The 20,749-nt window shown below is 59.7% G+C and carries 19 protein-coding genes and 1 tRNA gene; 9 read left to right on the top strand and 11 right to left on the bottom strand.

All coding sequences use genetic code 11. From position 1 onward, the window contains the following. Nucleotides 1-101 precede the first annotated feature (101 nt). Nucleotides 102-746, top strand: coding sequence for a nucleotidyltransferase family protein (locus J7447_RS18140; protein WP_075284418.1), 645 nt, complete (start codon nucleotides 102-104; stop codon nucleotides 744-746). 33 nt (nucleotides 747-779) lie between these two features. On the opposite strand, the gene pabB is transcribed toward J7447_RS18140, so the two are convergent. From pabB to J7447_RS18115, 5 genes are all read right to left on the bottom strand, one after another. After that, nucleotides 780-2,636: an aminodeoxychorismate synthase component I gene (pabB, locus tag J7447_RS18135; RefSeq protein WP_209170505.1), complete on the bottom strand. Its 1,857-nt coding sequence runs from the start codon at nucleotides 2,634-2,636 to the stop codon at nucleotides 780-782. A gap of 202 nt (nucleotides 2,637-2,838) precedes the next feature. Beyond that, nucleotides 2,839-4,350 (bottom strand): methyl-accepting chemotaxis protein, encoded by a 1,512-nt coding sequence (locus J7447_RS18130; protein ID WP_062490604.1) that lies wholly within the window; start codon nucleotides 4,348-4,350, stop codon nucleotides 2,839-2,841. Next, complete coding sequence (locus tag J7447_RS18125) at nucleotides 4,347-4,670, bottom strand: hypothetical protein (protein ID WP_022999673.1); 324 nt, start codon at nucleotides 4,668-4,670, stop codon at nucleotides 4,347-4,349. Before J7447_RS18125 ends, J7447_RS18130 begins: the two co-directional genes overlap by 4 nt. A 296-nt stretch (nucleotides 4,671-4,966) precedes the next feature. Then, nucleotides 4,967-5,632 (bottom strand): peptide-methionine (S)-S-oxide reductase MsrA, encoded by a 666-nt coding sequence (msrA, locus tag J7447_RS18120; protein ID WP_209170504.1) that lies wholly within the window; start codon nucleotides 5,630-5,632, stop codon nucleotides 4,967-4,969. Between the two features lie 181 nt (nucleotides 5,633-5,813). Continuing rightward, nucleotides 5,814-6,128 carry a hypothetical protein gene (locus J7447_RS18115; protein ID WP_145903647.1) on the bottom strand — a complete coding sequence of 105 codons (315 nt, stop codon included), beginning with the start codon at nucleotides 6,126-6,128 and terminating at the stop codon, nucleotides 5,814-5,816. 685 nt (nucleotides 6,129-6,813) lie between these two features. Here J7447_RS18115 and J7447_RS18110 point away from each other — a divergent pair. Further along, a tRNA-Ser gene (locus J7447_RS18110) sits at nucleotides 6,814-6,903 on the top strand. A gap of 783 nt (nucleotides 6,904-7,686) precedes the next feature. Beyond that, nucleotides 7,687-8,274 carry a glutathione S-transferase family protein gene (locus J7447_RS18105; protein WP_081713246.1) on the top strand — a complete coding sequence of 196 codons (588 nt, stop codon included), beginning with the start codon at nucleotides 7,687-7,689 and terminating at the stop codon, nucleotides 8,272-8,274. Nucleotides 8,275-8,558: 284 nt separating this feature from the next. On the opposite strand, the gene J7447_RS18100 is transcribed toward J7447_RS18105, so the two are convergent. Together J7447_RS18100 and J7447_RS18095 are read right to left on the bottom strand one after the other, a co-directional pair. Further along, nucleotides 8,559-9,416 (bottom strand): hypothetical protein, encoded by an 858-nt coding sequence (locus J7447_RS18100; protein WP_145903644.1) that lies wholly within the window; start codon nucleotides 9,414-9,416, stop codon nucleotides 8,559-8,561. A 329-nt stretch (nucleotides 9,417-9,745) separates the two neighbouring features. After that, nucleotides 9,746-10,882, bottom strand: a complete 1,137-nt coding sequence (locus J7447_RS18095; RefSeq protein ID WP_055657394.1) for an iron-containing alcohol dehydrogenase — start codon at nucleotides 10,880-10,882, stop codon at nucleotides 9,746-9,748. A gap of 787 nt (nucleotides 10,883-11,669) precedes the next feature. Between J7447_RS18095 and J7447_RS18090 the strand changes: the two genes are divergently transcribed. Genes J7447_RS18090 through J7447_RS18070 form a run of 5 tightly spaced genes read left to right on the top strand, consistent with a single transcriptional unit; the run spans nucleotide 11,670 to nucleotide 14,771 of the window. Then, nucleotides 11,670-12,149 carry a hypothetical protein gene (locus J7447_RS18090; protein ID WP_209170503.1) on the top strand — a complete coding sequence of 160 codons (480 nt, stop codon included), beginning with the start codon at nucleotides 11,670-11,672 and terminating at the stop codon, nucleotides 12,147-12,149. 22 nt (nucleotides 12,150-12,171) lie between these two features. Then, the gene (locus J7447_RS18085; RefSeq protein WP_031268875.1) at nucleotides 12,172-12,885 is read left to right on the top strand and encodes a MotA/TolQ/ExbB proton channel family protein; all 714 of its coding nucleotides are present in this window, start codon (nucleotides 12,172-12,174) and stop codon (nucleotides 12,883-12,885) included. Then, complete coding sequence (locus J7447_RS18080; RefSeq protein ID WP_209170502.1) at nucleotides 12,875-13,249, top strand: biopolymer transporter ExbD; 375 nt, start codon at nucleotides 12,875-12,877, stop codon at nucleotides 13,247-13,249. Before J7447_RS18085 ends, J7447_RS18080 begins: the two co-directional genes overlap by 11 nt. 8 nt (nucleotides 13,250-13,257) lie before the next feature. Next, nucleotides 13,258-13,656 (top strand): biopolymer transporter ExbD, encoded by a 399-nt coding sequence (locus tag J7447_RS18075; protein ID WP_075284450.1) that lies wholly within the window; start codon nucleotides 13,258-13,260, stop codon nucleotides 13,654-13,656. Next, nucleotides 13,653-14,771: an energy transducer TonB gene (locus J7447_RS18070; protein ID WP_209170501.1), complete on the top strand. Its 1,119-nt coding sequence runs from the start codon at nucleotides 13,653-13,655 to the stop codon at nucleotides 14,769-14,771. Before J7447_RS18075 ends, J7447_RS18070 begins: the two co-directional genes overlap by 4 nt. A 35-nt stretch (nucleotides 14,772-14,806) precedes the next feature. Here J7447_RS18070 and J7447_RS18065 read toward each other — a convergent pair whose 3' ends face one another. The 3 genes from J7447_RS18065 to panC all read right to left on the bottom strand — a co-directional run bounded on the left by J7447_RS18065 (nucleotide 14,807) and on the right by panC (nucleotide 17,818). Beyond that, on the bottom strand, nucleotides 14,807-15,871 hold the full coding sequence (locus J7447_RS18065; RefSeq protein WP_152504756.1) for a trifunctional transcriptional activator/DNA repair protein Ada/methylated-DNA--[protein]-cysteine S-methyltransferase: 1,065 nt from the start codon (nucleotides 15,869-15,871) through the stop codon (nucleotides 14,807-14,809). Nucleotides 15,872-16,120: 249 nt separating this feature from the next. Beyond that, complete coding sequence (panB, locus tag J7447_RS18060) at nucleotides 16,121-16,930, bottom strand: 3-methyl-2-oxobutanoate hydroxymethyltransferase (protein WP_022999661.1); 810 nt, start codon at nucleotides 16,928-16,930, stop codon at nucleotides 16,121-16,123. Nucleotides 16,931-16,966: 36 nt separating this feature from the next. Next, nucleotides 16,967-17,818: a pantoate--beta-alanine ligase gene (gene panC, locus J7447_RS18055; RefSeq protein WP_209170671.1), complete on the bottom strand. Its 852-nt coding sequence runs from the start codon at nucleotides 17,816-17,818 to the stop codon at nucleotides 16,967-16,969. A 266-nt stretch (nucleotides 17,819-18,084) separates the two neighbouring features. Between panC and J7447_RS18050 the strand changes: the two genes are divergently transcribed. Continuing rightward, nucleotides 18,085-19,284, top strand: coding sequence for a hypothetical protein (locus J7447_RS18050; protein WP_209170500.1), 1,200 nt, complete (start codon nucleotides 18,085-18,087; stop codon nucleotides 19,282-19,284). A 19-nt stretch (nucleotides 19,285-19,303) separates the two neighbouring features. Here J7447_RS18050 and J7447_RS18045 read toward each other — a convergent pair whose 3' ends face one another. Further along, complete coding sequence (locus tag J7447_RS18045) at nucleotides 19,304-20,719, bottom strand: carotenoid oxygenase family protein (protein WP_209170499.1); 1,416 nt, start codon at nucleotides 20,717-20,719, stop codon at nucleotides 19,304-19,306. Nucleotides 20,720-20,749: the final 30 nt, after the last annotated feature.

Here is a 20,749-nt window from a genome sequence, read left to right as displayed (position 1 = left end):
ATCTGCGGAGGACACATTCGCGTGCATGGTCCTCATCATGCACGGCTCGCGATACGTTGAGAATCGGATAGGTTGCCCCTTCGCGAAAAGAGGATCCGGAAATGACCGCCGATTTGCAGATGGATGTACGCGACGCAAGGCTGGGCGATCCCTATGCCGCCAGTGAGGAGACGCGGCTGGCAGGTCTTGAGCAGATCCTCAGGACCGTGCCTCATGTAATGGAAATCCTGACCACCGTCCGCAACCTTGCCCTTCCTGATGCCTGGCTGGTGTCGGGCGGTATCTACCAGACTGTCTGGAACGTCCTCACCAACCGCCCCCTGCTGCACGGCATCAAGGATTTCGACATCATCTATTTCGACGGAACCGATCTATCCTATGAGGCTGAGGACGATGTTATCGGCAAGGTCAACCAGGCCCTGCCCGACTTGGCGAGCCTTCTGGAAGTAAGAAATCAGGCTCGTGTCCACCTGTGGTACGAGAGCCGTTTCGGCAGGCCCTACCGCCCTCTCGACTGTGCCATGGATTCGCTGACGACCTATGCCTCGCGCACCCATTCGGTGGCGGCACGGCTCGAAGAGGACGGGCGCATGGTGTTGCATGCGCCTTTCGGCCTTGCCAATCTGTTCGGCATGCGGCTGGTGCCCAATTACACACAGCCGAACCCGGAAACCTATGCGGAAAAGGCGGCGCGGATGAAGGCCCTCTGGCCGGAGCTGACAGTCATTCCCTGGGACAATGCCTGAGATGTCAGCGCTGCTCTCTTAGCGTAACGGTTATCACCCTGCCTTGCGGGTGGCTTCTTTGTGTTGCCCGGCTTCCATGTGCCACGAACCACTCGCTTGTTCCGAAAGCAGGCGAGCGCGTATCAGACCGCGCACGGAATTGCCGACGTAGACTTCCTCGGCCTCTTGCAGATCCTGAAGCGCAAGGTCTGCCTCGCTTGCGAGACCACGCTCCAGAAGCCCCGCCCGGAAGATGCCGGGGAGAAGCCCGTGACGAAGCGCAGGCGTCAGCAAGCTGCCGTTCCGTTTCACGAAAAGAGTGGTGTAGCTGCCCTCGGTGAGATAGCCGTTCTCGTTCAGGAACAGCACCTCCTGGCAACCGGTTTCCGCCTGATACCGTTGGCGCGTGTCATCGTAGAAGGCCCGGTTGGTGGTCTTGTGGAACAGGAATCTGTCGGTTGACCACGTGGTTTCTTGCGCAATCACCAGATTGAAAACGGCCTCCTGACCGGCCGGCGGAAGATCCGTCGACGTGACCGAAATGCCGCCATCCGCCGACAGCAACAGCCGCACACGCCTTGAACCGGCAAAGATGCGAACATGCTGCAGAAGCTCCTCACGCACGTCTTCTTCGCGGTAAGGAAAGCCGAAATAGGCAGATGAGGCCTGCAGGCGCTGCATGTGCCGTTCCAGAAGCAGGTAGCCGTCGCCCGGGTGATAAGCCAGCGTCTCGATCAGATCGAAGCCGGGCGTGTCTTCACTCATGAACCTCAGTTTCAAGGCGCATTCGTCGTATTCGGGAGACGCGCCACTGTCGAAGATCACGCCGGACCCGCTTCCGGCTTCGCCGCTGCCGTCGTTTCGCAGCACCAGCGTCCGGATGGCGACATTCAGCCGGAAATCGCCTCCAGGCGCGAGATAGCCGATCGAACCGGTGTAGACGCCACGCGGGCCGGTTTCCAGATCCTGGGCAATCTGCATGGCGCTGAGTTTCGGCGCTCCCGTGATCGAACCGCAGGGGAAGAGATGTTCGGCGATGCGTGCAAAGCCGACGTCATCAGGAACTTCAGCTTCGACCGTCGAGGTCATCTGGTGAAGGCTTTGGTAGCGCTCCACCTCGCACAGCCTGGTCACCTTGACCGTGCCGGTGTCGGCGATGCGCGACAGGTCATTGCGCATCAGATCGACGATCATGGTGTTTTCGGACCGCTGCTTGGGATCGCTTGAGAGCGTGCGTGCAATCGTGGCGTCCTCGGAAGCGTAACGCCCTCGGGGCGCGGTGCCCTTCATGGGTTTGGTCCGCAGGCAGGTGCCCCGGCGCTCCAGGAAGAGTTCCGGCGAGAGAGACAGGATCGTCCGGTCTTCAAGGCGCAGGAAAGCGGCAAATTCCACCGGCTGGCGACGCAGAAGGGTCTGGAAGATCCGTTCAGGAGCCCCCTGGTGCCGGAACCGCGCGCGCATGGTCAGGTTGACCTGATAGATGTCGCCCTTCGCCAGATGGTCGCGGACGCGGGCAAAGGCCGTATCGTAAGCGGCCCTGTCCATATCGAACTCCGGCTTGCCGATGGCAGCCTCGCCGTCGCCAGCCACGCTTTCCAGCATAGCTTTGGCTTCGTCGAGACCCAGTTCCTCCGGCGCGCCATACAGCCCGAACCAGAGCAACGGCTCTTCTGTTTGATGAAACCGTTGCCGCAGCTTTTCCTCGAAGGCAAAACCCAGTTCATAGGCAAGGTAGCCTGCCGCATGGCGCCCGTCCGCCTGGGCGGCCTCAAGCTGTTCGAGGCAGCCCTGAACCTCCTCGAGCCGGGAGCAGGTGATCACCTCATCCGGCGCCTGAAACAACAGCGCAGACCGCTGCTTCAACAGGTCCAGCAGCAGGACCGTTCCAGGCGCGAAGGAGGATGCAGGCATCGTTTGGCGTCAGTGTCCGCAAGGGTGAAGAATGCTGCCAGCGTGGCACGTTTTCATTCGCTACGCTGGTTCGTTAGGGGCGGCTCATGGCATTCAAGCGACATCAGGTCAAGCATGCAGGACAGGAGAGCACCCCAAGAACGAAAAAACCGGCGGACTGGCCGCCGGTTTCAGAAGATCACGATCTGTTGCGGCCGTACTCTCAGGCCGCGACATCCTTCAGGAAGGCGGTGATTGCACGGCGCATGTCCTGGGTCTCCAGATCGAGGGTCTCGGCCGCCTCGACCATGGAACCGACCGAGTGGCTGGTGCGTTCGACAGATTCCCGCACACCGTCGATGTTGTTGGCAACCCGTCCCGTGCCGTCCGCGGCTTCCGCCACATTGCGCGAGATTTCCTGGGTCGCCGCGCCTTGTTCACCAACAGCGGCAGCAATGGCGGCCGTATAGCTGTTGACCTCGTCCATCGTCGTCGCAATCACTCCGATGGATTCCACCGCGTCCTTGGTTTCCGCCTGGATCGCCGCGATCTGGGCGCCGATTTCTTCCGTTGCCTTGGACGTCTGTGTCGCCAGTTCCTTCACTTCGGCAGCAACAACCGCAAAGCCCCTGCCAGCTTCGCCCGCGCGGGCCGCCTCTATGGTGGCGTTGAGAGCCAGAAGGTTGGTCTGTTCGGCAATCGCCTGGATCAGCGTGACGACCTCGCCGATCCGATTGGCCGCATTCGCAAGGCCCGCGACCTTGCTGTTGCTGGTTTGCGCATTTTCCGTCGCCCGGTTGACGATGCCGGTGGTCTGTTCGACCTGGCGCGAAATCTCCGCGATCGAGGACGACAGCTCTTCTGCGGCGGAAGCAACCATTTGCACGTTTGAGGACGCCGTTTCGGACGCATCCGATACGGAGCCTGCACGCGACGAGGTGTTTTCGGCAACGGTGCCCAGCTCGGTTGCGGCATCCCGCATTTCGCGCACTTTCAGGCCGACACCGTCCAGCTTGGCAGCGATATCACTTTCAAACGCCATGATGCGTTCGTTGATGACCTTCTGCTTGGCGCGCTCCATCTCGTCATTTTCAGCGGTCCGGTGCTGCAGCACCATTGCCTGGGCGCGAGCGGCCTCGGCCTCCTCGCGTGCCTTGTCGGAAGCGGCGAACGCTCGTGCCAGGCTGTCGGTCATCCACCAGAGTGCGCCGACTTCCGCAACCACGACAAGCGCATGAAAGACCACGCGGCTGAAATCCGCCCCACCGGGGAAAACGGCCCAGGGCATGGCGAAATTCAGGACAAGGTGGTGCACGGCGACGACGGCTGCATAGGCAACCAGCGCCCGCCAGTCGACCCAGCTGGCCAGGATCGCCAGAACGGCGAAGAAATACATATGCGCGTCGAGCTGATAGGTGATCTGGCCATCCGGCGTCGCCAGAGCGGCCACGAACAGGGCAACCAGCCCGGCAAGGGACATGGAGGTGGCAAGACGCGTTTCGACGCCGGCTCCGAACTTGATCCATGTACCGGTGGCCGCAACACCCAGGAGCAAGGCTGCCCCGCAAACCGCCACGAGCGAAACATAGCCTACCCACCAGGCCGTTCCCATGACCAGGAAGACATTCACCCAAATAAAATGGATCAGCATCCGCGCAAACTTCTGCCGGAACTGGTCCAGACCGGAAAGCTGACCCGACATCTGATCCGCTTGAGACATTTCCACACCGTTCATTTCAACTGCTCCAGGGAGACACCGCTCAATCGCGCACAGGCTTGCGCGATGAAGGAAGACGCCACAAAACCGGCGCCTGACCGGTAAAGATTTGCGATGGACTGTTGTTCACCGGCTTCGGTGAGCGCCACCCAGCTTCTGTCCCCGACGAACAGTACCGGGCCACCCGATCTGGCGATGACACTGACCGCGCTTTCACCCCAGGGCCATGCGAATACCGCGACCGGCCCTTCGCGCGCTGGCATCAACGAGCCGACCAGCATCAACAGGCAGCTGGCCAGGAAGTATCCGGTTGCAAAAATTTTTGCCGAACGGCTCACGAAGTCGATCCTTAAACGCCCATGCGTCAGGTCAATCCTCGCAGCGCAAATTTAAAAAAGCCTGAAACTTCCCTAGAGTATTGAAAGATATAAGCTATGTACGAAATTGTACTTATTTAGATCCTGACTTTCTTGACCCGCGCCAGCTGACTTTCAATATGGCCAACCTCGGCAGGGAAACGGTTGAAACACTGCCGGCTTCAGGCGCCGGAGAATGCAAAAAGACGGGGCAGCGCCGTCACTGGCACTGCCCCGTCTTGAATTCAACCGGAACCAAGCTAGCGATCGGACAGCCTTCAGGCGGTCTGGCCCAGCCCGACCGGGCACGAGATGCCCGTGCCGCCGATCCCGCAATAGCCGGCCGGGTTCTTGGCCAGATACTGCTGATGGTAATCCTCGGCGAAATAGAAGGTATCCAGCTCCCGGATTTCCGTCGTGATGGAGCTTGCCACGCCACCGGCCTTCAGGGCAGCCTGATAGGCTTGCCTCGACTGTTCGGCACCGGCAAGGTCGTCGCCTTCGCTCACGTAGACGGCCGAGCGATACTGGGTACCGGTATCATTGCCCTGGCGCATGCCCTGGGTCGGGTCGTGATTTTCCCAGAAGACCTTCAGAAGATCTCCGAGGGAAATCTCTGCCGGGTCATAAACGACCAGGACCACTTCCGTGTGGCCCGTGCGCCCGGTGCAGGTTTCATGGTAGGTCGGGTTAGGCGTATATCCACCCGCGTAGCCGACCGCGGTGACATAGACACCGGGCAGCTGCCAGAACAGGCGTTCAGCGCCCCAGAAGCAGCCCATTCCGACCACAAGGGTTTTCATTTTGTCCGGATAGGGGCCTGCGAGCGGCCGTCCGTTGACGAAATGCGGCTCGGCCGGCCGGATCGCCTCGGAACGCCCCGGCAGGGCCTCGTCCTTGGCCGGCAGCGAAAATTTCTTGGTCAGCATCGTCATGAACGACATGGCTTTCTCCCACACATGCCGACAAGGCCTCTCGAGGTTCCCGAGAAGCAGTCGGCTTATTTCAGGAGCTAATGTGGCGCAGCTGCGCCCGCTTTCCAAGAGGCCCGTCACGCAACGGTGTTCGCGTGTGAGCGGAAACTGCCGTTTTGCGACACCTCGTCTGGTGCTGCAAGAAACCGCGTCAGGCGTAAAGCGCACGCTGGCTGCGGCGCTTGGCTCCCAGCCAAAGCAGCGCCAGGCCGATCGGAGCGAAGACCGCCCAGACCGGCCAGGTCAGGACAGTCTCTTTCAGGGTCTGCCAGACCGTCGGGTCGAAAGACGCCACGATGTGGGCTTCCGCCATTTCGAGAGAGGCAGGCGACAGGTTCTGCCAGACCTGGCCAAGCTGGGCCAGACGGATTTCGGACAGGGCAATGGAAGAACTTGCATCGGAAATGCCGGCAATAATCGCGACGGCGACAAAGCCGTAGCCGAGGATGCGGAATAAAAACTTCAAAACACTGATCATCGCTTTGCTTTCAGCTTTGCCAAAATATTAAACGGAGCGCTCGCTCCAGTCAGGCCTTCAAATATTAGCCGCCGGATGTTGAGCATTCCTTTAGGGTAATATCACCCCGCGCAGGAACAAGATTTGATATTCAACACATTCTTGTGACTTTGGTTCCCGGCTTTCGCAAGTGTTTTCGTTTCAAATGCTTCGAAATAAATTCAGGCAGCGCGTTAGTTGCAGTGCAGCATTTCCCCAATACGCAAGCACAAAGCCGCCTGCTCAGACCTGTGTCACACCGTGGCCGCCTCGTCTCCCCGGCCTATCGCAACGCCGAACCCCAAGCGAGGTTATCTTCCCGCACAGAGACTAATCCGTGCCATGACCTTGCCTGCGAGACGTCTCTCGACCTTCGAAAACACCAGACGCTGATTCTGCGCGGCCATACATGCGCCCGGCCAGCCTCCAGCCGCAGACAAACCGCCTTGGTACTGCCACGACAGGAAAGATTTTTTCGGCCCAGGCATTGCCGGCTGCATGGCACGTTACAGCCGTTTTTTGCAGCTCGTCCGAGCCCCGCAACCCCTCGACAATCCACAGCGGCGAGGCACCGAAAAAAAAACTTGTTCAAGTGCTTGCACTTGATCGCGCCATGGGTATATTGCGCCCCACTCAAGCGGGTGACGCTTGCGACGGACAGGTGGCCGAGTGGTTGAAGGCGCACGCCTGGAACGCGTGTATACGGGCAACCGTATCGAGGGTTCGAATCCCTCTCTGTCCGCCATTTCTCTTTCCAAGACATTGAAATTTTTTGTTTTTAAGGTTGGCCTATCGCTCAACCCATCATTCTGGCCATGGCAGGCCCGGTCATTCCACAATCTGTCCAAATTATGCTCATGCCTCGCTATTTCCGCTGCAACCTGAAGCATCGCTGCTTATCGCTTGAGGCGTAGGTGGCAACCAAGACGCACGCAGCGTGCCGGAGGCCAGGCCCGCGTTGTATGTCAGCGTCTGGCGAGCGAAGAGAACGTCGACTGGAATAAACGTGCTGGCAGCAATCGAGCTCGCCAAAGAACTCGGACCGACCGCGACCGTCGTTACAGTCGCTTGTGACAGCGGCCTCAAATACACGAACGGCGTATTGTTCAATGGTTCGAGGTACAACACTTCCTAAGTGGCTTACCTCTTAAAAGACATCGAATGTTAGCTGCTGGAATTCAAATCAATTCCCGACAGGAGTCGCGCTGCCTATGTCTGCTTCAGGGAAACTTGCATACGGAACTAAACGACCTATGTGGGGCCGCGAAGCCGCCATTGAACCAATCGAAGGTGAATGTCCGGATTCGGCCGTTTGTGTCGACCAGCACCACGAGGTAGGGATAGGCGCGTCACGACGGCGAAAGGCTGCCTGGAGCCCGCTTTGACCAATGCTGCATTTTGCAGCAAAGTCAGCTTTGTAAGAGACTTTTCTTAAACGCACCCATCCAAAATTCGCGTTGGAGAACCCGTGCCCACCATCACCGCATTCAAATCATCTCCCGACAAAGGTGTCGGCCTTGCGCGTGATATGCGTGTCCGTTGGGCGCTTGAGGAAGCCGGCCAGTCCTATGATGTGCGACTGGTGACTTTCAAAGAATTGAAGCAGCCAGCGCACCTCGCCCTCCAGCCCTTCGGTCAGATACCAACCTATGAAGACGGTGACGTGGCTTTGTTCGAATCTGGGGCCATCGTGTTCCACATCGCGGAGCGTCACGCTGGCCTGCTGCCCGGCGATGGAGCAGGACGCGCACGGGCGATAAGCTGGATGTTCGCTGCCCTGAACACGGTTGAGCCTCCGATCGTCGAGCGCGACTACGTCAAGTATTTCGAGGCCGATAAGAGTTGGCAAGCGGAACGGTTCGCCATGGTCGATGACCGCATCCGAACACGGCTGGATCAACTCGCCGCCGCCTTGGGAGAGCCGACCTGGTTGGCCGGACCTTTCAGCGCAGCCGATATCCTTATGGTTCACGCGATCCGCAGGTTAGAGGGATCGGGCATACTGGAAGAGTATCCAATCTTTATGGATTACATCGCGCGTGCGGCAGAGCGACCCGCCTACAAGCGAGCATTCGACGCACAGTACGAGGTGTTCCAGCAAGCCTCGTCGAAGTGAGAAAGCAGACGTTGCCCGCGACAATGTAGATGGCAGCCAAGTCCCCTAAGTGGGCCTTGGAAGTGAGGTAGATAACGCAGCAGTGGATGGGTGGTGTGGCGGGCCGGCGCGCAGCATGCAGTTCCACCGATGAACGGCAGCGGACCGTCGGGTAATGGCCGCAGCGATAAGCGAAGCGGACATTGGTGCGCCACGCAGCCAAGGTCCAGATCGTGTCAGAGAATAGGTTGTCGGGAATTGCGCGCCTTCTCACTGCAACAGAGATGACCCCAGCCAACGGAAAGTCAATTCAGTCCGCTCAAATAACCTGACGCAGAACCGCTTCCGGACATGGAGAAAAAGACGCCATTATCACGCTCAGCGCTGTTTGGCTTCTGCCGAACCCTGTTCCTCAGGGCTTCCGCTGTAATGGATACCCCAACCTCAAGATTTGAATGGTGTTCACCAAGGCTCGGATCAATGAGGCCGTGCTGGTACCGGTCGACAAGCGTTTCTGGGAGGTCAACCAGCCAGAAGTTTTCGTCAGAATGGAAGGACAGAAGGATCGTATAAGGGGCAATCCCATGTTCTTTGATCATCGCCTCAATCAGAAGCATGCCGCCATCAAGCGATAGGCCCACCTCCTCGCGAATGGCCTGGGGTGCTTCTGTGTATCTGTAGGCGGGTGCTGCCCTGCGCGGCATTCGAAAAAACAATGGTGGCTTTTCAAGCAGGCTGGGGCAGAAAGTGCCAATTTTTTCGATGAAGACCTTTCCTATGCCGAACTCATCGCCATGAAAGGCAATCATGTGTTCAACCGACTTGTAGGCAATGTGTTCGTGCCCAACGAATTCGGCTGAATTCGCATCACCAACCAAAACGTCGTTCTGGTAATCGACGTCCAAAAGCGTGAATTCACATCCGGTGATCCCAATACTGAAATTCCATTGGTGCTCAAAAAGACGATTTACGTCTCCGGGATTGCGCACCAGGATCTTGATCCCAATGACACCAAATGGCGCTTCGCGTGAGATCATCTTTTGAACGGCGCCGTCTTGAATATCAAAGACTGTGGAGGTGTTCCGCAAGTCGATGAGATGAGACTGAAATTCAGCGCCTATCCTGTCAATCAGTCTTTCAACGCGGCCCTTACTTGGTGACACATCAGTCTCCGGTCTCTTTCTGGTCGCTCATGCTTCAGACCAATATATGTGATCCGCGCATTGTCGGTAACTCCCTGCCTTTGAAAATAGCGCACCTGGTAAGGTTTAGAAGGTCCTACCCATAGCACCTTCACCCGACGCGAAATGAACGGTCAATCCGTATGCGATGAATGATGGCTTTTGGGAGCAAACGGAAAGCCGACGAACGACCAAAATGGGGACGCATTCCGGACCACCAGCTTCCATAAATACCGACACCGCGTTTCTGGGCGATTCTGGGTGGTGCTGTGGTCCGGAGAGCGCTCAAGGGAGTTTCAGAGACGGTCCCGTCAATAAGAAGCTTGCAGCATCCTGAGATAGTCGTCGGCGGTTGCGTCAATGGGGTTGGTCTTGTGGCTGTGGTCGGCCAAGGCACCCTGAATGATGCGGTCGAAGAGATTTTCGGAAACACCCAGCTCCGACAGGCTGACGGGCAACCCGATGGCCGCCGTCATCTCCTTGATGGCCGCTCCGATATCCGTTCCGGTTGCCAGCCCCATGGCATCGGCCATCCGGGCATACTTGTTCTCGTTGACGGATGTCGGGGCCGCCTTGTTGAATTCCAGAACCGCAGGCATGAACACCGCGTTCAAGGTGCCGTGGTGCAGTTTCGGATTGAGCCCGCCGAGCGCATGACTGAGGCTGTGCACACAGCCCAGCCCTTTTTGGAAGGCCATGGCGCCCATGGTTGCGGCGATTGCCATGTTGGCGCGGGCGTCCTTGTCATCCGGTGTTTCCGTCGCCTTGCGGATATTCGCCCAGGCGCGGCGCAGTCCTTCAAGTGCGATGCCGTCTGCCGGCGGATTGAATGACGGGGCAAGATAGGTCTCGATGCAGTGCGAGATCGCGTCCATTCCAGTGGCTGCAGTCAAAACGGGCGGCAGCGTCATGGTCAATTCCGGATCGACAATCGCAGCTTTCGGAACAAGGAATGGAGACAGCAAGCCGACTTTTCGGCCATCATCCAGTATCACAATCGCCCCGCGTCCAACTTCGCTACCTGTGCCTGACGTTGTCGGAATGGCGATGGTCGGCCAGGTCTTGGCCGTGATTTTTTGCAGGCCACCCTCGATGACCGCATAGGTCTTCAGGGCGCCACCATGTGCGGCGAGGATGGCAACCGCCTTTGCAAGATCGATCGCCGATCCGCCACCAATGGCGATAATTCCGTCGGCTTCAACCTCTTTGAACAAGTCAGTCGCGACACGAACGGCCGCCTCATTCGGATTTCCGGGGGTCTCGTCGTAGACGCCTGCCAGCTCCTTGCCGAGGACGGCTTCAATCTTGTCGAGAAATCCGAGCCCGCGCACGCCCTTGTCCGTCACAACGAGCGGGCGCGAAATTCCGGCGAGCGCCAGTTCCTCTTTCAACGTGGCAAGCTCGCCAAAACCGAACTGGACCCGGGTTACGTAATTGATCAGAGGCATGCCGCTCCCTTTGCTGATATGCCCATTGAAACCGACCCGGATTGAACGCAGGCCATTTGGGCGAATATTTTTGGTTCGCCGCAAGATAAACTCTAAATGTGACCTGTAAATCCACTCTCTTTCAATTTGGGTATAACGAGAAGAGAATTGACGCTTACCGCAATGCCGTTTCTCTCGACAGAGACAGACTTGGTTTGCTTTCTGTCATTTCGGCGATCGATGGCAACGGACGACTGGCAACGGCTCATCCGCCAAGGGTCAGCAGCGAACTGGCGGCTTGCGTGCTTCGATCGGGTTTAGCTGCGCCCACAAGCGCTCTCCATTCCAATGACCTTCATCTTACCTGTCTTCTGACGAGTGCTCTGAAAGGTACTTCAGGACGGCAAGTCTGCGGCCTGCGGGCTCGCCTGGCGGGCGCTGAAATGGTCTGTGTCCCGGCATCGCCGGTGACCTGTTTAAATTCTGAATTAAAAATTCAACTTTTTTAATCCGGACCGGTTCCCTCACCCGCTGCTTTCGGTGTAAAGATCGATTAGCCAGGGCAGCGACGGTCTTGATGATGATCGCGCAGACCGCCTCAGCCTTCAAAAATCTCCAGCAGTTCTGAAAGCCAATCGTGCGTTTCGTGCGTCCCGACAGGACAGCCCTTTTCGCGGATTGATACCCCCATCCGGCTTCGCCGATGCCACCCACGTGCTGCCCTGGAGACAAGTCTTTAACTCGAATGGCGCGCGGCCGAGGTTCTTATCAGGAACCAGGCCGCGAGCCGCTACGGGAGAGCGAAGGGATGAAGAGATCTTTGGTTTCGGCGCCGGTTCGGGCGGTTGCGCTCGCCTTGATGCTGAGCAGTCAGTTTGCTGCCGCAGCCAACGCGCAATCGGCGTCTCAGGCAGCGTCCCAAACCGCCTCCAAGACAAGCGAAGCGATCTCCGTCCAGTTGAACGATGCGGAGACGGTCGACGGGTCCTGCCGGTTGACCTTCGTCATCCGCAACACCTTGCCAACTCCCGTAGACGCCCTTGGCCTCGACCTGGTGATGTTCGACACGTCCGACGGCGTTTCCGGCTATGCGGCTATCGACTTCGGCGATCTCCCCACCGGCAAGACGCGTGTCCGGCAATATGACGTTGCCAAGGGAGACTGTACCGGCATCTCTCGCGTCCTTGTGAACGAGGTGCGCGCCTGTGACCTTCAGGACACCGCCCAACAGGACTGCCTGCCGCTGCTGCGGATCGACTCACGGTCGGAAATCGACCTGATCCTCTGATGAAAACCCAAGCGTGATCAAAATGCCTGATGTCCCTACCGCGGCCCTGCCGCACTTCCTGTCTCCGTTGACCGGCCTCGTCGATCAGGGCGGCCCGGTGGTGTTGTTCCTGCTTGCCCTTTCCCTGGTGGCGGCAGCGCTGATTGCCGCCAAGCTTTTGCAGTTCCTGTATCTGGGTGTCGGGCGTTTCGGTACTGCCCGCAGGGCGCTGGACCTTTGGCTGGACGGCCGGCCTCAGGAAGCGAAAACGATGGCGGCCGGTGGAAAATCCGTGGTTGCCGACATCATGCTGAAGCTCGTGCAGGGCAGCGCTTGCGGCAACACCAGGACCGAGCTTCTGAAAGAGGACGTCGAGCGGATCTGTATCCAGCGGATCAACACGCTGAGGGCATACCTTCGCCCGCTCGACATGATCGCGCAGACAGCACCGCTGATCGGCCTTCTGGGGACCGTACTCGGCATGATCGAGGCCTTTCAGGCCATGCAGGGCGCCGGCGCGGCGGTGGACCCTTCCGTTCTCGCCGGTGGAATCTGGGTAGCCTTGCTGACAACCGCCGTCGGCCTTTCGGTCGCAATACCCGTGTCGGCCATTGTCGGCTGGTTTGACAGCCGTATCGAGGCGGAGCAATCCGAGATGGAAGCGCTGGTCACGGCGTTCTTCACCGGGGCGATCGCCGAACGCGGTGCGGCCCGGATCGTGGCCCTGGAGGCTTCGGAGACGAGGCATGCAGTTTAAAGCAAGAGTGCGGCGCAAGCCCGTCGGCCTGACCTCGCTGATCGACGTCATCTTCCTGCTGCTGCTGTTCTTCATGCTGGCGTCCAGCTTCACACGGTACCAGTCGCTGGACATTTCCAGCGGTGCTGAAGGTGGCGGCGCGGCGCAAAGGCCCGCCTACCTGCGTATTTACACCTCGGAAAAGCTGGACCTGAATGGCCGCCCCCTGATGAAGGCGGACATGGCGGAACTGTTTTCCGCGCTCAAGGAAAACAGTGTCGTCGCGATCTGGTCCGGCCCGGATGCAAACGTCCAGGACGTGGTTGATGTCATGTCCGAGGTTCGCAGAAGCGGGCTGAAGAGCGTTCTGGTGACGGGACAATAGGTGACCTCATGCGCATGAAATCCCCACAGCGCCGCGAACCGCCGGAAAACACCATTCCGCTGATCAACGTCGTTTTCCTGATGCTGATCTTCTTCCTGTTTGCAGGGTCGGTTGCCCGGGACGATGCCAGGAAAATCGAACCGCCGCTGAACATACTGGAAGACGAGACCATCCGGTCCACCGGCGCACTTATTGTTGACCCGCAAGGCCGCACCTTTGCCGGAGAGGCCGAAGTCGGCGTTGCCGACTGGCTTGCGCAGCAGGAAGAGCCAGGCGGCACAGACGGTCCGATCAAGGTGGCTGCGGACGGCACGCTGAAGGCGGACGCCCTGGAAAAGGTGCTACGCGAGCTGAAGGATGCCGGACGCACCGACATCGTGCTCATAACAAGAAGAGGCTCGAAGTGAGTTTCGCGCGTTTCCTGGCTGCCGGGGCCATCCTTTCTCTGGTGCTGCACGGCACCGGCGCTGCCTTTTTCGCGAAAGATCCGAATGAGATCTCCATTGCAGCTTCTGAAGGCGGCGGCGTTTCGGTGATCGGGTCCATCGAGGATCTTGTAGCCGGAGCACAAGTGGATGCCGTAGCCGATCCTCAGCCTGTCGAAGACGTGAAGCCGGACGTAAAGCCAATCGAAGAAGTACAGGTGAACACCGCAAAGCCCGAGGTGCGGTCCAGCACGCCGGTGAAACCGGTAGAAGTGCAGCCAAGCCCGGCCGTCGCCGAGGCAGTGCCTGACACGCCAGCTTCAGAACCTGTTCCGTCCGTTCCGATGGTCGCAGGCGTTACTTCATTGGATCCGGTGAAAGCGCCGGCGACAACGCCGGAGGTGGCGACGGTATCAGAAACGTTGCAGGGCAGTGTCACACCGGAACCGGTCAAGCCGGTCGACCCAGTCGAGCCGGCACCGGAGCAAAAACCTGTCGAAGTTGCACGGGTGGAGCCAGCCGCACCGGTTGAAACAGTTCAGCCGGTGGACACGCAAACCGAAGTGCAACAGCCAGTTGCCGATCCGCTGGCCGAGGTCACGCAGACACCGAACCGCAAGCCCAAGCCGCCAGTGCGAAATGCGGAAGCTCCCAAGGTCGAAGAGCAGGAAAAACCCAAGAAGGTTGTGAAAGCGCAGAGGAAGGGTGCGGAAACCAGCGCCCGAAAGGGTGGTGAACGCGTCACCAGCCAGAGCGCGAAATCCAACACCAATGGCCGGGCGGATGCCCGTACCAAGGATGGCGGCACCAAAGCAACGTCCAATTATCAGGGCAAGGTGGTGGCCAAACTGCGCCGCGCAAAACGTTATCCCCGTGAAGCGAAACGTCAGAGACTGGAGGGAACGGTGAGTGTCGGCTTCACGATTTCATCCAACGGCGCTGTTTCCGGCATTCGCGTGACCCGGTCTTCCGGGCACCCGGTGCTGGACCAGGCCGCGCTCGACATGGTGCGCAGGGCTTCGCCCATGCCAAAGTTTCCGGGTGATATTCGCGTTGCGCGCATGAACATGCAGGTGCCAGTCCGCTTCGACCGCTAACACGCCGAACCAAAACGAGGGCAAGGCAAGCACCGTCAAGCAGCAGGGGTCTGCCGGTAGCTCTGCTCCAGTTCGATCAGGCGTTGCTTGCGCCAGAGCCCCCCACCATACCCGGTGAGGGAGCCGTCCGCCCCGATGACTCGGTGGCACGGCACGACGAGAGCCAGTTGGTTGGCGCCATTGGCCCGGGCAACCGCTCGCACAGCTTCCGGCCTCCCCAGCGCCCTTGCCAGTTCGGAATAGCTGCGTGTCTCGCCAGGCGGAATGGTCAGCAGTTCGCGCCAGACATCCCGCGTGAAGGCAGAACCGTGAAGGGCAAGCCTTGTCTGGAATTGACCGCCGGTTCCGGCAAAGAAACGATCGAGTTCTCCCTGGATCTGGTCGGTGACCTCCGTTCGCCCAAAGCCGATCTCACCCTTGGCGTAGGTCTGCAGCTTCCTGAACTCTGTCGGAAAGGCCTTTCGGTCGAGAAATTCCAACAGATGCAGCTGGGTCCTGTCGGTGACGGCAATCAGCGGACCGAGCGGCGATGCCACCCAGTCGGCGAAAAGCAGGGGCTTGGCGGAAAAGACCCCGGGAGACTGGCCGAGAATCCTGGCGAAGGCTTCGCGAAACGCGCTCGGCGAGTCGAACCCGGCCGTGATCTGCGCATCGATCACCTTGCCGCCGTCGGCTAGCGTCGAGAACCCTTCCTGCAGGCGCCGCTGGCGCGCCATTTCCAGAAAGGTCATGCCGAAATGCCGCTTGAAGGCCCGGCGCACCGTTGAAGGGTCGAACCCCATGCGCACGAGATCCGGTTCACCCCAGCGGTAGGATGGACGCTTTTCCAGTGCCTCGATCAACGGCTTCACCACCGGGTCGGCAGTGGCCTCCGGCGTGGTTGGACGGCAGCGCTTGCAAGGGCGGAAGCCGGCGTCAAAACATTCGGACACGGTGTCATGGAAGGTGCAGTTCTCCCGCTTCGGCTTGCGCGCCGGGCAGGTCAGCCGGCAGAAAATTCCGGTAGAAGCTACACAGACAAAAACACGCCCGTCGTAGGAGGGATCACGGTTCAGAAGCGCTTCGTAGAGCGTGTCGAAACTGGGTCGGGTCATAAGCATGACCCGACCTTACGCCCGGCGAGAATTCATTGCAGCCGGAAATCGGGCGTTAATTTCATTCCATCGGATAGCGCCGGAAAACAAACCTTTCCATCGTCATCCCAGCCAAGTGTCAGCCCGAGCCAGGATCGGAGAGCCACCGGCGGACGACACGGGCACGCGTTCACAAGACAAGGCACGGGCGCCACGATCCCGAATCTCCGTTTCACTGTGACCGGGATGACAAGCCGAGAGGTGAGAAACTGGCCTCTACCGGTAAACCTCGCTCTCACCGGGGAAGCTGCGGTCCTTGACCTCTTCCGAATAGGCTTTCACCGCTGCCTCGATCTGGCCACCGAGATTGCCATAGACCTTGACGAATTTCGGGGGCGTCGGATTAAGGCCGAGCATGTCCTCCAGCACCAGGATCTGACCGTCGCACTCCGCGGACGCTCCGATGCCGATGGTCGGTATCGCGATCTGTTTGGTGATCCTCGCCGCCAGCGGCTCGACCATACCTTCCAGAACCAGCGCGAAAGCCCCCGCCTCGGCAACGGCTCTTGCATCTTCCTCGTGGCTGGCCCAGCTGTCCTCGTCGCGCCCTTGCGTCTTGAAACCGCCCATGACGTTGACCGATTGCGGCGTCAGACCGATGTGGGCCATCACCGGAATGCCCCGCTCGCTCAGGAAGCGGATGGTTTCGGCCATGCGGGCGCCGCCTTCAAGCTTTACGGCCCCGCACTGGGTTTCCTTCATCACGCGGGCAGCGTTGCGGAAGGCCACCGATGGGCTTTCCTCATAGGTGCCAAACGGCATATCGACCACTACCAGCGCCCGGCTGGTGCCGCGCACCACGGCCTTGCCATGCATGATCATCAGTTCCAGCGAGACACCGACGGTGGATTCCATGCCGTGCATGACCATGCCGAGGCTGTCGCCCACCAGGATGAAATCGGCGTATTTGTCGACGATGGCCGCCGTATGCGCGTGATAGGAGGTCAGCGAGACGATGGGGTCTCCGCCCTTGCGGCGGGTGATCTGCGGAGCAGTGATGCGGCGAACAGGTTTTTGGGTGCTCATGCGGCGTCCTTTCGATAAGGGGCTTGAGACGGATTATCAGGCGGCGGGTGCAATCACCCGCTGGTCGATCAGGAGAACGGTGCCGAAGCGCACGGCCAGCAGCACCACGGCCGGGCGGTCAAGCATGCCGGATAGCTCTTCAAGGGTTTCCGCATCGCGAATGTCGACGCTTTCCACCTTTCCCGAGGGCGCTTCCCCAAGGCTTTTGCGGACAGCAGCTTCCAGCACCGAAATTGCCGGGGCCGATTTCGCGAGTTCCTCCGCAACGCTGAGCGACCGGCTGAGTTGAACAGCGTCGGCCCGGTGCGCCGCCGTCAGGCGAACGTTGCGTGACGACATCGCGAGCCCATCTGCCTCACGCACCGTCTTGTGCGGCACGATTTCCAGCGGCATGTCGAGATCACGGACCATCTGCCGGATCAAGGTGAGCTGCTGATAGTCCTTCTCGCCGAAAACGGCGAAATCCGGCGTGACAATGTTGAAGAGCTTGGTGACGACCGTAGAGACACCCCGGAAATGACCGGGCCTGAGAGCGCCCTGCAAAATGGCGGAGAGGCCCGGAACCTCGACGAAGGTATCTCCGCCGGCGCCGTACATTTCCTCAACGCTCGGCAGAAACACGGCGTCGGTGCCTTCCGCCTCCAGAAGCGCCAGATCACGCGCTTCATCACGCGGATAGGTCGACAGATCCTCATTGGCGCCAAACTGGGTGGGGTTGACGAAAATGGTGGCAACCACGCGGTCTGCCTTTTGCCGCGCCATGCGCACGAGGCCGAGATGGCCCTCATGCAGATAGCCCATTGTCGGCACCACCCCGACGGTTTCACCCGCGCGTTTCCAGCCTCGCACGGCTTCGCGCATCTCCGCCTTCGTCCGGCAGATGATCATCTGTTTCATCCTCCCGCGACCCCGTTTCCCGCCCGGGGTTTCTTTTCGCAGGTGCAGCATAATGACGGCGAAACGAAAGTCCAGTGGGCAAAGAGGGGAACAGACCTTGCCAGGTGCCGCCTCCATGTCGTTTGGTGCATGCTGGATCCGCAGGCTGGGGAAGTCGATGGAGCCTGTCCGAACAAGAATAATAGCCGGCTCGCAAAGACCGGCTAAACGAGCAGTATTGTCAGGAGAGAAAAATAAAGAACCGCCTGAACCGACTGGTGATCTATTTTCCTGGCTATGATTTGCGTCCGGCCCGCTACTGCTTCCCGTTGCTCCGCAAGGAGTTCGAAACCTTCCTGAAGATCCGGAAGGTGAACGGTGCCCTTTCCCAGCTCAGCGAAGGTCTTGATCCTGGCGGCACCACGGCCAGTTGGAGCGGGCATGTCGACTGGCCGGACAGCCGTGTCGAGACAACGTTTGTGCAGCTTGGCTGGCGGGACGTCATCAAGGCCGATTTTCGACGCTCCTGGCCACGCACGATTGCAGATGCCATCCGGTCCTTCATGATGATCGCCCAGGCGGGCGGATATCGGGCTGCATTGAAAAGCAACTGGGCACATGGGGTCTTCTGTCTTTATCCCCCCGTTGGACTTCTTCTCTATTTCCTTGCCAGCCTGCTGCCACCCATTCTTCTGGCACCGGTCATTCTGCGCAATGTGGGCGCGGCGGTTCGGCAAGGCCATGCCGAAGAAATCGCCTGGTCCGTGTTGCTGGGAGGCAGCGCGGCGTGGATGCTCGCGGTTTACCTCCTCATGACCTGGCTGGAACCCAAGTCCTACTTCCGGTACCTGGTCAACAGCTGGCACTTCATGGCCCGGCTTGCCCGGAACAACCACCCCGAAATGCTCGCCCGTATCGAAGAAAGCGCCGACCTCATCGTTGCCGCGGCCGCAGAAGCGGACGAAGATACCGACCTGGTGTTCGTGTCGCACAGCTGTGGAACGTTCGTGGCGATCTACATTCTTGCAGCTGTCCTGCGCCGGCAGCCGGACATCGTTCGACGCCCAGGCGGCTTCTCTTTTGTCACGATGGGACCGGCGTTCGATTGCCTCGGCGGGTTCGGGGCGCAAGACGGCTTTGGTGATGCCATGACGGCGGTGGCACGGTCCGGTGTCGACTGGACAGATCTTTACGGTCCGCATGACCCGCTCTGCGGTGGCCGCACCACGCCCGTGGCGCGTTATGCGCAGCAGAACAAATCGGGCGAGACATTGCCGGAACCCAGAAGGTACAGCGTGTGCATTCCAGACCGAATGACCGCAAAGAGGTTCCGCTACCTGCGCTTTCGCTTCTTTGCGCTTCACTTCAATTACTTTTTCGCCTCGGTGCGTCCGGGTCTTTTCGACTTCTACCGCTTGACCCTTGGCCCCAAACGGGCCGTAGACCAGCTCAAGGCCTGGGACAAGGGGCGGGATTAACAGGCCTCGACGCGCGCGCCTAGCCCGGGACCCAGGTTCCGTGCAGGCCCTGCGGCACCCGTTGTGGCAAACGCAGTCGGACGACCGGTTCATCGCCGACCCCGTCAGCGTCCAGGAGCACGAATTCACTCGTCTGCGTTTCGGGATCATAGAGATAGGTTGCCAGCCAGCCGGCGGTTTCGGCCTCACCACGCGGAATGAACACAGCTTCACCGGCAATGCGGTTGCCGAAGTCATGAGCGCTGACGTCCCCGGTTTCCGTATCGATCCGCAACAGGCAGTTGAATGTCGCTGATGCGCCGTTTCCGCCGGTTAACGTGTCGGTCAGGGTCGGGGAATAGACATAGCGTGCAGCAAGCGCATTCCTGCGGTCATCGATCCTCGGGAACTCCGCCACCTTGTCGAACCAGGCCTGCTCACGCACCCGGCCCGTTCCCGTGTCCAGCACCAGGCGCTGAAGTGTCGGCGGCTGGGTGTTGGGTTCGCCATACCCAAGATAGAGTTTCTGGTGACGCACATAGTCGATGACGATGTCGCTGCCGCGCTCGAAACCGTTGGCAAAGTGGAAGACGAAAAACGGCTCGGCCTCGTACCAGGTCACAGCACCACCATCCAGCGGTTGCACGGCAATGCGCGTTCCCATCTCCGGCTTCCATTGCAGCATGGATCCGCCGGACATCATCGCTTCCATGTCGAAAACCAGCGGGCCGATCAGCAGCACCAGATGGCGCTCGGTCAGCACGAAGTCGTGGATCATGCTCGGTGCTGCCAGGGTAATGTCGAAGCTTCGGCGCAGCTTGCCGTCGCGGCCAACGTGATGCAGCGTGACCGTGGGCGAGGCGAAGTCGTAACTGAGGGCATAGAGATCGCCGGTAACCGGATGAACCCTGTTGTGTGCCCCCATAAGGATCGGCGCATCGGTGCCTGCCGTCCAGGGGCCGCGCGTTTCCAGATCCGGGCCGATCTCCCAGGCCGGTTCGCACTCGCCAAGGGCGAGCAACTGGCCGCCGTGCTGCATCACGCCAATGAAGGCGGACGCCTTGAAAGGATTGTCCGGATCGTCCTCCGGCCCCAGCAAGGCAGGATCAACAGGGCGCGGCGTCATCACGCCGCCGAAGACCGCGTGACCTGCCTGATGCTCGATCTCGAAACCGCGGGTGCGCACATAGCGATTGCGGTAGCTCGCCTTTCCGCCTTCAAAGCGGATCGCGTGCAACATGCCGTCGCCTTCCAGCGGATAATTGTAGGAGACGGGCTCATAGCGAGGGTTGGGGCCGTTGCGGATATATGTTCCCAGCAGATCTTCCGGAATGCGCCCGGAGATCACTTCCAGCCCCTCCGCATCGATCTCGCTGCCGATTGGCGCAAAATTGCCGGTCAGATGCGGATCGGCCGACTGCCAGGCGATTGTTTCCGTGATGCGTTCCCGGCTCATGCACATCTCCCCCTCACCGCAGCGAAAATC

It is taken from the genome of Labrenzia sp. R5_0, from assembly GCF_017743835.1.
In the GTDB taxonomy this organism is placed as follows: domain Bacteria; phylum Pseudomonadota; class Alphaproteobacteria; order Rhizobiales; family Stappiaceae; genus Roseibium; species Roseibium algicola.
This window is presented reverse-complemented; position numbering and strand designations above follow the sequence as displayed.